Source organism: Candidatus Woesearchaeota archaeon (assembly GCA_016192995.1).
GTDB lineage: Archaea > Nanobdellota > Nanobdellia > Woesearchaeales > DSVV01 > JACPTB01.
The window spans coordinates 1-13,371 of the sequence record JACPTB010000012.1 but is presented as its reverse complement, the minus strand read 5'-3'; the positions used below and the strand labels follow the sequence as shown (position 1 = coordinate 13,371).

The following is a 13,371-nucleotide window of genomic DNA, read 5'->3' as shown; positions in this document are numbered from 1 at the left end:
TTACATTAAAAGCCGAACTGATGCCAAAACCGAGGCTATGCCGAGATTTTCACCAGAGCCAAACCAGCAAAAACTTTATATAACCATATCTTCTAAAAATATCCATGGGTTGGTTATTAGGAGAAAAAGAGGATAAAAAGCTTGCACAATTAGCTATGATGCGTAATCAGATAGCAGCTTCTTTTACTAATCTACGTAAAGATATTGAAAATCAAAACAAATGGATTTCTTATTTGCACCAATCCCACCAAACATTAGCTCAAGCGCATAAAGAAATAACAAAAACACATACTGATTTAAAAATATCCCATGAAGCCAATAAAAGCAAAACAAACACGCATATTGCTCATATGTCTAAATGGATCGATTTTCTTCATGCTAATAACAAAGCCCTTGAAAATAGAATAAAAACTCTTGAAGAAAATGTAAGCAAAGCATTTCTTTTATATAACAAAAATATTAAAGATATTTATGAGCTGATTAAGAATCATCCTAAAGTTGATGAGCAAAAGCTGAGAGAACAGCTTATGAATGAGGTTAAACTATTATTGGACGCTGAAAAAATACGAGAAGCAAAAGAGAAGAAGAAATTGCTTGAACAGCGTGCTGTTCGTCATGAAGAACATCTTAGTCATGAAGTTCCTATACAACATATGCAACGATCACAGCAACCCGTCCAACCAATATTTCAACCATTGCAGCCTATTCCATCAGTTGTCTCTGGGTATCAATCTGATTTAACCTCTCCTGAAAAGAAATTATTAAGCTTTTTATTTAATCAATCAGAACCTATGAATTATGCTCAGATTGCAGCGAAAACCGGCCATAGTATTAATACCGTGCGTGTTAATATGAACATTCTCAAGCGTAAGAATTTAGTTGAAGAGCATATGTTACCATCAGGAATAAAGCTATTCACCATTACGAATAAAGAAAGGATTAAGAAAGTGTATAATTTGCAGGTGTTATGAGCAAAGAGTTATTTTTTTATTTTACTTTTTCTTATCTCAGCATAACGAATATTACTTCACTCTAATGGTATAACTGGAACAATTTTACTCGTAACAGCACCCCAACCTTCCCAGTCGCTAAAATTTTCGTTTGGATCAGTTGTTTCACCAATCTTAATCTTGTATTCACTAAGCGTTCTTAAAACATATTCTAATGCGGGTGTTGATTTTTTTGGAAGATTTCCTTTGATATATAATCCTTCTTGCGTTCTTAATAATTGTATGGAATACAAATTAAAAACTATATCTCCACCCTCAAATAGATTATAACCACCATAGTCACCTTGTGTTTGTTTAACTAATTCTTCTTCAGTCATGATTACCTTACCACAGGGTATAGCTTCACCAAATGCAATTATATCTCCGTGAACAAATCTATCAAGTGTCGGTAAATAAAGAGAAGCGTGACCAAATGTATCACGAACATAGTCTGCAGGAATATTTATTGACCTAAACATTGTTGCAAGAACCATAGTTCCTATATGGCAACCTATACCTCTATCTTTAAAAACATCTTCAATTGAAACATGGGGATCTTTTAGAGCATTATCACAAGCATAAGGTGTTTTCCATACCTTTATTTCATCACATTGTGGCCACATTTGATTATTTTTATCAGTTGTTCCAGCAGCATAATGAAAAAAATTTTTTTGTGCCCATGTAATCAGTGCACAAGCTGCTTCTTCATGACTTTGTGCATCACCTATAATTTTCTTCACCAACGGATAAACTTTATATGTTTCTGAAAGGATTCTTGAACCGCGATAAGGGTTATAATCACCACTACTCCTACTCCTTTCAAAGCCAATGTTATACGCTAATGGATCAGAATCATGAAGAGCCTGTATTTCTAAAGGTGAATAATCATGTACTGACCACGGCACAGCACCAGTTATTTCAACCCAAAACATATGTGTTAAAACTTGAAGTTCTCTCCTTTTATCTTCAGATGTAGAATCAGGAATATGTTTTTCAAAAATCGAATCTTTTTCCTTAATATTTGCTGATCCATCATATTTAGATAACAAAGAATCTAAGGTAGCTGCATTACCCTTCAAAGCAATTTGGGTATATATCTCTTTCAATGACGTAGGGATGCATCCTCTTAAAGCTGCCCCTATTGTAGGGTTAAGGGAGATATTTTGTTGCTTCGAAATAATTCCTGGAGCGAGAAATCCTGCAATAGCTGCTAATAGTGTTACATAGCGTGAAAATCTCATTAGGAAAAAGATATTTGGATACAGATATAAATATTCGTTTTTTTTGGCAACACCACTTTTTCAGTAGCCATTATAATGCATTATAACACGTTTAAACACCGTAATAACTATCTTGGACTAGCATTTACTCATGGGCATTGCCAACATTATTAACATTATCTTCATTACATTGCCAACATTGGCAATGCATTATAATGCTTATCCTGTACTATTCTTAGGTTATTTTATTATTTATCATGTAACCTCCTGTCTTTTTTAATACTTTATTCAATTTATGCCTCACTTTTAATATCATTCGCTTCATTTTTTGCGTAAAAATGCTTGTTTTTGTTGCTGAACTTTCTCGTTTATTTTCTCTTCCATAAAATTGTTTTAAAGAAAAGCTCAATTTGCCATTATAATGCATTGCAATGCATTATAACGCATTACAATGCACATTATAATGTATTGTAACGCTCTTTTATTGGTCTTTTTACCATTCTATTAACCTCTCAAATATGATCATGCATTCAAAATGAATTCTATTGAGAAGAGTAAGGTTCTAAACTCGCGAAATTCCATTATTCTATCTAAAAGTGAGTAAAAAACAGTTATTTACTCTAAAATTTCCACAGAATCTATGCTTCCATCGCCATCTAAATCAAATCCTTGGACAATCTTAAACCAAGGTTCTTTGCCATTATAATGGCTTAATAACTCATTATAATGCATTATAATGCTTAAAATGGCACTTCTTGTACCAGAATTTCCTACGCCAGCAATAGAGATGATCATACCATCTTCATGCCATGGGTTTTTGAACTTAGTGATTACACCTACACTTTCTTCAGTATAATCTTCTTTTTGGGTAATAATACACCATGGTTGTTTATTATTGAATTTTGCAGGAGCATAAGAATTTATCTTAGCAGCAATTAAATTAGTAACGGGCCCCCCTATCACAAGGGCATATTTAATCTTGCTTAAATCAGCATTAACATCCAATACTGTAGAAAATCCTTTTTGCACAGAGATAAGCTGCCCAAGCAGCATTCCTATCTCGATAGCGTAATGTCCATCTCTTGCTCGTGCTTTATGTTCTCCGTGAGGATCAGGGCTCCCTATAATAATCTGTCCTTTGAACTCATTTTCAGCTATAAAACCTTTAAAAAAGTGAGTTAATAGCTGATTTGTATTCTTTTGAGAAAGCTGGCTTAAATCCTTATAAATTCCGCCTAAAGAAATGCCAATATTAGGATGTTTGGGTGCATACCTTTTTGCAGTAGTTCCTCTGATATCTTTTTTCTCAACTACTTGTAAAACACCTGCTTGGATCAATTGATTTAAGTGATAATACACGTTTTGTTCATGCACACCTAATTCTTTAGCTATTTCAATAGCATAAAGTGGTTTTCCCTGCAATAGCTGTAAAATATTTATTTTAACCTCATGGCTTAATAGCTTAATATCCTCTGGATGTTCGAGAAATAAGGCATCACTGTACTGTAATTTACCATCCTTTTTAATCATGAAATATTGTTCTTGATCCATAAATTTATTCATAATAATATAATGGTATTTAAATATTTTTATATTATTATGAATAAATTTATAATATTACTATAAATTTTTTTTGAATAGTATTTATAAATTACAAGCAAACTGAGTTTGCTGTATGGTAAAACAACTATTTGGAACTGATGGCGTAAGGGGAAAAGCAAATCGCTTTCCCATGACTCCTGAAATAGCTTTGAAGCTAGGGCAAGCTGCAGCTAAAGTATTGCTTAAGCAAAAAAATAAGGATGGTGAAAAATGCAAAGTTATTATTGGTAAAGATACGAGGATTAGCGGTTATGTTTTTGAAACAGCATTAACATCAGGTTTTTGCAGCATGGGTGTTGATGTGTATTTAGTCGGTCCTTTGCCAACTCCAGCCATTGCTCATTTAACGAAAAGTTTTGCAGCAGATGCAGGCATTATGATTACAGCTTCCCACAATCCAGCTTCAGATAATGGTATTAAATTCTTTTCTTCGGATGGCTATAAACTTTCAGATGCATTAGAGCAAGAAATAGAGCAGCTTGTTATACATAATCATCTTTCAACAGATCATGTTGCGCCTGAAAATTTAGGAAAGGCCTACAGAATTGACCATGCAAAGGGCAGATACATTGAGTTTGCTAAAAGCACAATAAAGGATTTTCCTAAACGAAAACTGAAGATTGTGCTTGACTGCGCAAATGGTGCAAGTTACTCAGTTGCTCCGATGATGTTAAAAGAATTAGGATTTGAAGTTATCGTTATTAACGATGCACCAAATGGTTTAAACATTAATGATCATTGTGGAGCAATGCATCCCGAGCAAATTCAAAAAAAAGTCATGGAAGTTAAAGCTGATATTGGCTTTGCTTTTGATGGAGATGCTGACAGAGTTGTGGTCATTGATCAGAAAAGCAACGTCGTAGATGGTGATTACATCCTAGCGCTTTGCGCTCAACAAATGCTCGTTGAAAACACTTTAAAACACAAAACAGTAGTCGTCACTGAATATAGCAATCTTGCATTAGATAATTACCTTGCTTCAATAGGTGGCAAGGTGGTAAGAACACAAAATGGTGACAGATATGTTATTGAAGTAATGAAAAATAAAGGGTATAATTTTGGTGGTGAGGCTTCAGGTCATATTATTTTTGGCGATTATAATACTACGGGCGATGGTATTGTCTCAGCATTAAAAATAGTGGAGATTCTTAGTAAAACAAACAAAAAGATGTCAGAATTAGTTGATAACTTCAAAAAATATCCACAAGTATTAATCAACATTCAAGTGCAAGAAAAGAAACCATTAGGCACTTTGCCTAAGTTTACTTCTAAACTTAAGGAGTATGAACAATTGCTCGGAACAGAAGGAAGGATATTAATAAGATATTCAGGCACAGAAATGATTTGCAGGATCATGGTCGAAGGTAAACAACAAGATCAGGTCAAGATGATCGCTGAAGATCTCGCTGGTTTCATAAAACAAGAAGTTGGTGTTAATCTATGAAGAAAAGTGAAGCAAAGACGGAAAAGAAAATGCAAGCAGTTATTCTTTGTGCGGGAAAAAGCACGCGCACCTATCCTCTTACCTTGACAAAGCCAAAAACATTATTGTCCGTGGCAAATAAACCAATTATTTTTTATTTTCTTGACAACCTCAAAGGACTTGTTGATGAAGTGATTATTGTTGTTAATTATCTCAAGGAACAAATCATTGATGCAGTTGGTGATTCTTATGGAGGGATGAAAATAACCTATGTTGAGCAGCCAAATATCAATGGCACAGGAAGCGCATTTCTCGTCACTGAACCTTATATTAAAGATACATTTTTGTTTATGTATGGTGATGATATTTATTTTAGAAATGATATAGAACAATTATTACAGCATCAGTATGCCATGCTGGTAAAAAAAGTTCCTCATCCTGAACATTTTGGGATTGTTTTAACCGAAAAAAACAATAAAGGAAACAAAGTAACATCAATTGTAGAAAAGCCAGCTCATGTCATAGGCGATCTTGCAAATATTGGTGTCTTTCATTTGGATAAAACCATCTTTAACTACAAAGACAAGCTTAAAAAATCATCACGAGGAGAATATGATTTTGTTGACTTAATATCAATGATGGCAAAAGAAAAAGATATTTTTACCGTAGAAGCTGAGAATTGGCTCCCTATAACATATAGTTGGTCATTGCTTGATGCAAATACTCACTTTTTATCACAAATAAACCAAAATAATATCAGCAAAGACGCAGTTATTGAAGATAATGTGAGTATTAAAGGTAATATTGTTGTTGGTAAAGGTTCTATACTTAAATCAGGTACCTACATTGAAGGCAAAGTAGTTATTGGTGAAGACTGCATTATAGGTCCAAACTGCTATATTCGAGGTCCAACATCAATAGGCAACAAAAGCAAAGTAGGCAATGCAGTAGAAGTTAAAGCTTCAATTCTTGGTAATCATGCAGTAGTAGGTCATCTCAGTTATGTAGGTGATTCAGTTCTTGGTGATAATATTAATTTTGGAGCAGGTACTATTACTGCCAACCTAAGACACGACAACGTAAACATCAAAAGTGAGATTAACGGTAAATTAATAGATACAGGAGAAAGAAAGTTAGGCACTATTGTAAGTGATGGTGTTCATACGGGTGTACATACATCTATTAATCCAGGGAGAAAGCTTTGGCCTAATGTTACAACAGGAGCTGGTGAAGTAGTTACTGTAGATAAAAAAGAAAAAAGGCAAAAAACATGATTAAAGCAGTTATTTTTGATTTAGATGGAGTAATTATTGATTCAGAACCATTGCATATTAAAGCACTTCAAAAAACCGTAGCTCTTCATGGCAAGAACATAGATCACAGCTATATTAGTCGTTTTATTGGGGTGCATGATAAGCAGTTTTTTGAAAACGTAAAACATGACTTTAATCTTCAGCCAACAGTTGAAGACTTTATCAAACAAAGAGATAATATATTGTTCGAGCTTATGAGAGAAAAATTAAAATTATTTCATGGATTTAGAACTTTTTTAACTATGGTAAAAGGAAAGAATATGAAATTAGCGATAACCACCTCTTCAAGTCGTTTTTATACACAATTTGTTCTTGAAAAATTTAATCTTAAGCATAATTTCCCTGTTTTGGTATGCGGCGATGATGTTCAGCATCCAAAACCACACCCAGAACCCTATCAAAAAACCATTGAGCAATTACAGCTTCAGCCAGAAGAATGCATTGTTATTGAAGATTCTATTGCAGGTTTGACATCCGCAAAAGCTGCTGGCACGCACACCATAGCAGTTACCAACTCATTCACTGCAAGCAACTTGAGTGAAGCAGATCTTGTCGTCAACAATTTGACAGAAATTAATGGAAATATTATTACCTTGTTTGGGGTAATGTAGTATGGGGGTGTCATAAATGTGCGGTATTACAGGAATTATTGCAAATAAACCATTTTCAATAAAGCACGAACTCCTCCAGCGGCTGAAAAGGATGGAATATCGTGGTTATGATTCAGTAGGTTTTGCAACAAAAGAAGGAATTATTGAAAAAGATATCGGTCATATCCAGCCATTTGTCGAAAAAATCAGCGAACAAGCAAAAGCAACTATTGGCATAGCGCATACGCGTTGGTCAACGCATGGTGGTGTAACACAAACAAACGCCCATCCTCATACGTCGTGTGATGGCAATATTATTATTGTTCATAATGGTATCATTGAAAATTTTGAAGAATTAAAGTTGCAGCTTCAGAACAAAGGTCATGTTTTCACCACAGAAACAGATTCAGAGGTAATTGCGCATTTTTTCGAAGAAGCATTAAAAACAAAAAAAGAAAAAGAAGCGTGTGTTGATTTTATCAAAACAATTAAAGGCCAGTTTGCTATTCTTGTTCTTCAAAAAAATACCCCAAAAATACTTGCCTTAAAGCGTGATTCTCCTCTTGCCTTAGGTATTTGCAGCGATAAATTCATTATCGGTTCTGACATTTATGCTTTTTCTGATGAAACAAATAAAGCAGTATTCTTTGATGATGATGAATTTGCTATTATCAACCAAAACAGCTATCAATTTTATAACCATGAAGGTAAAACGATATCTAAGCAACCAACCATTTTTGAATGGACGAAAGAAGAAACAACTAAAGAACAATATCCTCATTATATGATTAAAGAAATCAAAGAACAGCCGGCAACAAGCGCGCGTTTGATAAATTCTTTTACAACAACGCAACAACACCCTTTGAAAAAGGTTGTTGATCTAATAAAAAAAGCAAAAAAAATAGTGTTTGTTGCTTGCGGTACAAGTTATCATGCATCTTTGATAGGTGCGATTCTTCTCACAAAAATGGGGTATAACGCGCGTTCAAATATTGCTTCTGAGCTTGAGAATTTTGTAGCTTTTGATCCAGATACTGTTGCTATCGCAATATCGCAAAGCGGTGAAACCATGGATGTTGTTTCAGTATTGAAGCATGCAAAAGCCCAAGGAGCAAAAATTATAGCAGTGGTCAATGTACCTTTTTCAACGATTCAAAGAATGAGTGATGTCGCTTTGCAAATCCTTGCAGGTCCTGAAATCTGTGTTGCTTCAACAAAAGCTTTCACCAACCAGGTTATTATGATGCTAGAAATTGGTCGAAGATTAGGGTATGAAACACATTTGCCAAAAATAGCTCATCGTATTCAGGAAACAATAACGATGAACGAAGATAAAACAAAACAATTAGCAAAACAATTGCATATGAAAAAAGATATTTTTGTGCTTGGCAAAGGAATTTCTTATCCGATGGCGCGAGAGATTGCATTAAAACTAAAAGAAATACCATATATTCATGCAGAAGGAATGATGGCAGGAGAATTAAAACATGGCACAATTGCGTTGATAGAGGAAGGAACGCCTGTTATAAGTTTAATTCCTAATAATAATCCTGACATGATTTCAGCGTGTAAAGAAGTTGAAGCAAGAGGAGCGCAGGTTATCACCATTGTTAATAACAAAACAACAACGAAATTTGCTGAAGAATTTGTTGTTCCACAATGTTGTGATGCAGAGTTCGCAATTTACGCAGGCATTATAGGACATTTATTGAGTTATTATATTGCTGTACTTCTTAAACGAGAAATAGACAAGCCAAGAAATTTGGCCAAGAGTGTAACGGTACTTTAAATCTCTTCAGAAATAGTATGATTCAACGTTATCAAGAAGTTCTCTTTGTTCATTATAAATAATGTCATTTCTTCCCCTGTTTCCACAAGGTCTGAAAAAAATGCTTGTATTGTTGAGTATTTTGTTGAGATTCAACAACAATAATAACAGGATCTTCTCTAAGGAGAAGTGTAGCAACTTTATTTTTATAGATCAGCATGCTTGATGGTAATGCTTCAGAAGTAAAGCGTAGTGAGCAATGATGTAATCCTTTGAAAATAGTTTTTGCAAGCTTTTTTTGGGAAGTATGGGTTAAAATATGAACATGGACGCCTTTTGCATCGCGCTTCATATGATATTTACGATAAAATAGTTGGTATCTCTGATAATTATCTTGAGGATGCAGATTAATCACATAATATTCATCCCCTTTCTCCATAGAACGCAATAAATCATCATACACCGTCTCCAATCCTTTAATTCCTTCGTAAATGGTTGCTTCTTCTTTTTCAGGAGTTTCTTGCTGCTTAAGTTTAAGTTGTGGAATAAGTTTTTCTAATTGTTGTTTTTGTTGAAGAAGATCTTTTTGTTTATTTCCAATAAGTTCAAGTAGTTTCTCAGGATCAGTCGCTTGAAAATATTTGACATTATTTTTGATAATATAAGAAACAAGTCCTTTATGAAGTAATTTTTCAAGAGTAGGATAAATCTTTGAAATAGGAATCTTTACTGCGCGAACAAGAGGTGTTGTCGTAGTTGTTCCTAAGGTTAACAATCCAAAATATACTTTTATTTCATTTTGCGATAATCCTAGTTGGCTAAGTAATTGTTCTTGATCCATAATGAATAAAGATATCCTCAAGTACATATAAATCTTTCTTTTATCACCACTGTAGGGGGTAATAATATTTAAGAGGGTGTTTTCGATTCTATCAATGATGAAACAGAAATCAATAATAATAATATCTTGCATTATTGTTTTGATTATTGCAATCGCTGTAACATGGTATTCTTTAATAAAAATCGATAGTCTAACAGAAACAGCAAAAGTAAGAATTGGAAATTTACCCATTATCCATGGCTTACCTTTATATGTTGCTCTAGAAAAAGGTTATTTTAAAGATGCAGGTCTTGACGTCGAGTTGGTAAAATTTGAAGCTCCGAATCAAATAATTGATGCATTATTGCAAGATCAAATTGATTTTGGCGATGGAAGTACTGCATTAGGAATAACCGGTATTGCAAATTACAAAAATCCCAATAAAATATTAGTATGGGCAGTTTCGGGAGAAACAGGAGATAATGCTGGAGAAAATCTTATTGTGCCTATTGATAGCAGTATCACTTCTACTACTTCCATTAAGGAGCTTAAAGGCAAACGTTTAGGTATTAATGCAGGAACTATTCAATGGAGAACTATTACGAGAGAAATTCTAACTCAAAATGGATTAGACATGGATAAGGATGTTACGATAGTAGAATTAGCGCCAAGTGTACAAGTACAAGCAATAGCTTCTCATCAAGTTGATGCTCTTCTTGCGCTTGAACCACAGCCAACAATTGCAGTAGCTAAAGGAGTAGCTAAATTATGGATAAAAGCTCCAGCTAAGCAAATGATTGCAGATCCGTTTTATGCAGGTGCAGGCGTAGTAACAACTAAGTTTGCTGAAGAAAATCCTGAAACAGCAAAAAAAGTAATTGCAATTTTTGAAAGAACTATACAGGAGATAAATCAAAATCCTAATGAGTACAGAAAATATCTCAAAAGATACACTTCTCTTCCTGACGAATTTATAGGGAGCGTTCCATTAGTCGATTTTAAATTATGTAATCACTTAGATGATAAAGATATAAGCTCAATTACAAAGTTTTATTCTTTATTTACTAAATATGGTGTTATTGATGGGACGATAAACATAGATGACTTATTGTATTGTAAATAAGTCACTCTTGTTGAAGGGAGTCCATGGAAACCGCTATAGCAGTATCGCACTTGAAAAAGATGTTTGGTAAACAACTTATTTTTCAAGATCTTTCTTTTGATATTAATCAAGGAGATATAGTTGCATTTTTTGGACCCAATGGCTGTGGTAAATCAACAATCCTGAATATTATTGCAAATCTTGTTGAAAAAGACCATGGTGAATGTAGGTTAAATTTCAAACAGCAGGAAATAAGTTATGTATTTCAAAACTATAGGGATTCTCTATTGCCATGGTCAACTATATACGATAATCTCTTTTTTCCTTTAATGATTCAAAACGGAGATAAGACTGATCAGAATCAAAACACCGCTGAAAACGTAAAAATAATTGATGAACTTCGAAAAATGTTGGATATTAAATTTAACTTTGAAAAATACCCTTATGAACTGAGCGGTGGTCAGCAGCAAATAATTGCTTTTGCAAGAGCATTAGTCAATAAGCCAAAATTATTATTGATTGATGAACCCTTTTCAGCATTGGATTATGAAAACAATTTGTTATTAAGGACTTATCTGCAGGATTATTATCTCAAATATAATCCTACTATTTTAGTTATAACTCACAACATAGAAGAAGCTGTGCATCTTGCAAATAAAATCATTGTTTTTTCAAAAAATCCTACACAAATCATAGGTGTAATAAACAATGGAGCGCCATATCCGCGTGATATTTCATTTTTAAGTTCTGAAATTTATAATCAAACTAAAGACAAAGTATTATTGTTATTCAAAGAGGCTTTACAATGAAAATTAAATTTAATTTTTTAATTGGTCCTCTTATTATTTTGTTGGTATGGTTTATGATATCAGTATTTAGCTTAATAAATCAATTTTTTCTTCCAACACCATTAGAAACATTCAAAGAATTATTAAGATTAATCTCTGAAGAAAACATCATCATTGACATACTGCTCACACTTAAAAGAACCTGTCTCGCATTTTTAATAGCAATGGTAATAGGTATTCCTACAGGTATATTATTAGGATCATCGAAGAAAATTTATAAACACTTTGAATTCGTTATTGATTTTTTTAGATCAATTCCAGCCACAGCAATGTTTCCCTTATTCCTATTAATTTTCGGTATTGATGATAAATCTAAAATTGCTGTTGCGGCATTTGCATCATTACTAATTATTGTGTTTAACACAGCCTACGGTGTAATGCACATTAAACCATCGAGAGCATTGGCTGCTAAACTTATGGGTGCAACAAAAATACAATTATTAAAACACATCTATTTTTGGGAAAGTTTACCACAGATATTTGTAGGACTAAGAACAGCACTGAGTTTATCATTGGTCATAATCATTGTAACAGAAATGTTTATTGGAACGTATGCTGGTTTAGGAAGGAAAATAATTGATTTTCAATATATCTATAATATTAAAGGCGTTTATGCAGTTATTTTGCTAACAGGCGTAATTGGTTATATGATTAATTTGATATTTCTGTTGATTGAAAATAAATATGTGCATTGGTCAGGGAAATAAATAAATCTAACAAAACTTTATAAATCATATTTAGTTTAATCCTAAAATGCCTCGTTCACTCTCAGCCTTGGAATTAGCAATCTTAATCAAAGAATTACAACCTAGTTTGATAAATGCAAAAGTCGAGAAAATCTACCTTCTGCCAGAACAGCAGGAACTTCTAGTACAGTTTCATCTTCCAAACACTGGTAAGAAAATACTTCGGGTTGTTGTTCCAGACTTTTTATATCTTACTGAAACAAAGCAGGAAATGCCTGAAAAGCCACATGGATTTTGTTTATTCTTACGCCGTCATTTAAACAACACTCGGTTGCGGGCAATTAAACAGATAGATTTTGAACGTATTTTAGACTTTACGTTTGAGGTTAAAGAAAAAACATACCATTTAATGTTAGAATTATTTTCCAAAGGAAATATTATTCTTTGTGATCAGGATTACAAAATTCTCTCACCATTCTCCAATCAAAATTGGAAAGAACGAACAATTCGTGGCGGTTTAAAATATGAGCATCCTTCATTAAAATACAATTTTTTAACGTTAGCAAAAGACCAGCTCAAAGAATTAATCAAAGCAACTGATAAAGAATCAATAGTGAAAGCTTTAGCGCTAGATCTTGGTTTAGGAGGAGTATATGCTGAAGAACTTTGCAAAAACGCTAATATCGATAAAAATAAAACAACACTCGATGATAAGGAAGCAAATAGATTATACAAAGAACTTCAACACTTGCAAAAACTAGAATATAAACCTTATGATCCAGAAAAATATGCCTCTTTTAATGAAGCGCTTGACAAAGAATTAACTGAACAAACTATTATCTCGCAAAAACAAGTCCAGCAGCAAAAGAAAACACAGCATTTGAGTAAAGCAGAAGTTATTATCAAACGCCAGCAGACTCAAGTAAATAAATTAGAGCAGGAGATTAAAGAAAATCAGGAAAAAGGTGAAGCTATCTATCAGCATTACCAATTGATTAAGGATATTCTCG

General features: G+C 33.4%; 12 protein-coding genes. 9 read left to right on the top strand and 3 right to left on the bottom strand.

What is annotated here, in order from left to right; translation table 11 throughout:
- Positions 1-104: 104 nt before the first annotated feature.
- Positions 105-971: a hypothetical protein gene (locus tag HYY69_07680; GenBank protein MBI3033330.1), complete on the top strand. Its 867-nt coding sequence runs from the start codon at positions 105-107 to the stop codon at positions 969-971.
- 56 nt (positions 972-1,027) lie between these two features.
- Here the strand turns inward: HYY69_07680 and HYY69_07675 are convergent, their stop codons facing one another.
- Both HYY69_07675 and HYY69_07670 read right to left on the bottom strand, forming a co-directional pair.
- The gene (locus HYY69_07675) at positions 1,028-2,230 is read right to left on the bottom strand and encodes a hypothetical protein (GenBank protein MBI3033329.1); all 1,203 of its coding nucleotides are present in this window, start codon (positions 2,228-2,230) and stop codon (positions 1,028-1,030) included.
- 594 nt (positions 2,231-2,824) lie between these two features.
- Positions 2,825-3,772 (bottom strand): helix-turn-helix domain-containing protein, encoded by a 948-nt coding sequence (locus tag HYY69_07670; protein ID MBI3033328.1) that lies wholly within the window; start codon positions 3,770-3,772, stop codon positions 2,825-2,827.
- Positions 3,773-3,884: 112 nt separating this feature from the next.
- On the opposite strand from HYY69_07670, the gene HYY69_07665 reads away from it, so the two are divergent.
- Genes HYY69_07665 through glmS form a run of 4 tightly spaced genes read left to right on the top strand, consistent with a single transcriptional unit; the run spans position 3,885 to position 8,926 of the window.
- Complete coding sequence (locus HYY69_07665; GenBank protein MBI3033327.1) at positions 3,885-5,255, top strand: phosphoglucosamine mutase; 1,371 nt, start codon at positions 3,885-3,887, stop codon at positions 5,253-5,255.
- On the top strand, positions 5,252-6,508 hold the full coding sequence (locus HYY69_07660) for an NTP transferase domain-containing protein (GenBank protein MBI3033326.1): 1,257 nt from the start codon (positions 5,252-5,254) through the stop codon (positions 6,506-6,508). Before HYY69_07665 ends, HYY69_07660 begins: the two co-directional genes overlap by 4 nt.
- Complete coding sequence (locus HYY69_07655) at positions 6,505-7,158, top strand: HAD family phosphatase (GenBank protein ID MBI3033325.1); 654 nt, start codon at positions 6,505-6,507, stop codon at positions 7,156-7,158. The genes HYY69_07660 and HYY69_07655 overlap by 4 nt, the downstream gene beginning before the upstream one ends.
- Positions 7,159-7,174: 16 nt before the next feature.
- Complete coding sequence (gene glmS, locus HYY69_07650) at positions 7,175-8,926, top strand: glutamine--fructose-6-phosphate transaminase (isomerizing) (GenBank protein MBI3033324.1); 1,752 nt, start codon at positions 7,175-7,177, stop codon at positions 8,924-8,926.
- 64 nt (positions 8,927-8,990) lie between these two features.
- Here glmS and HYY69_07645 read toward each other — a convergent pair whose 3' ends face one another.
- Positions 8,991-9,746 carry a hypothetical protein gene (locus HYY69_07645; GenBank protein MBI3033323.1) on the bottom strand — a complete coding sequence of 252 codons (756 nt, stop codon included), beginning with the start codon at positions 9,744-9,746 and terminating at the stop codon, positions 8,991-8,993.
- A 94-nt stretch (positions 9,747-9,840) separates the two neighbouring features.
- On the opposite strand from HYY69_07645, the gene HYY69_07640 reads away from it, so the two are divergent.
- The 4 genes from HYY69_07640 to HYY69_07625 all read left to right on the top strand — a co-directional run.
- On the top strand, positions 9,841-10,848 hold the full coding sequence (locus HYY69_07640; protein MBI3033322.1) for an ABC transporter substrate-binding protein: 1,008 nt from the start codon (positions 9,841-9,843) through the stop codon (positions 10,846-10,848).
- A 23-nt stretch (positions 10,849-10,871) separates the two neighbouring features.
- Positions 10,872-11,636, top strand: a complete 765-nt coding sequence (locus HYY69_07635; GenBank protein MBI3033321.1) for an ABC transporter ATP-binding protein — start codon at positions 10,872-10,874, stop codon at positions 11,634-11,636.
- Positions 11,633-12,382, top strand: coding sequence for an ABC transporter permease (locus tag HYY69_07630; GenBank protein ID MBI3033320.1), 750 nt, complete (start codon positions 11,633-11,635; stop codon positions 12,380-12,382). Before HYY69_07635 ends, HYY69_07630 begins: the two co-directional genes overlap by 4 nt.
- A gap of 46 nt (positions 12,383-12,428) precedes the next feature.
- Positions 12,429-13,371, top strand: a 943-nt coding sequence (locus HYY69_07625; protein MBI3033319.1) for an NFACT family protein, incomplete at its 3' end; no start/stop codon positions are given.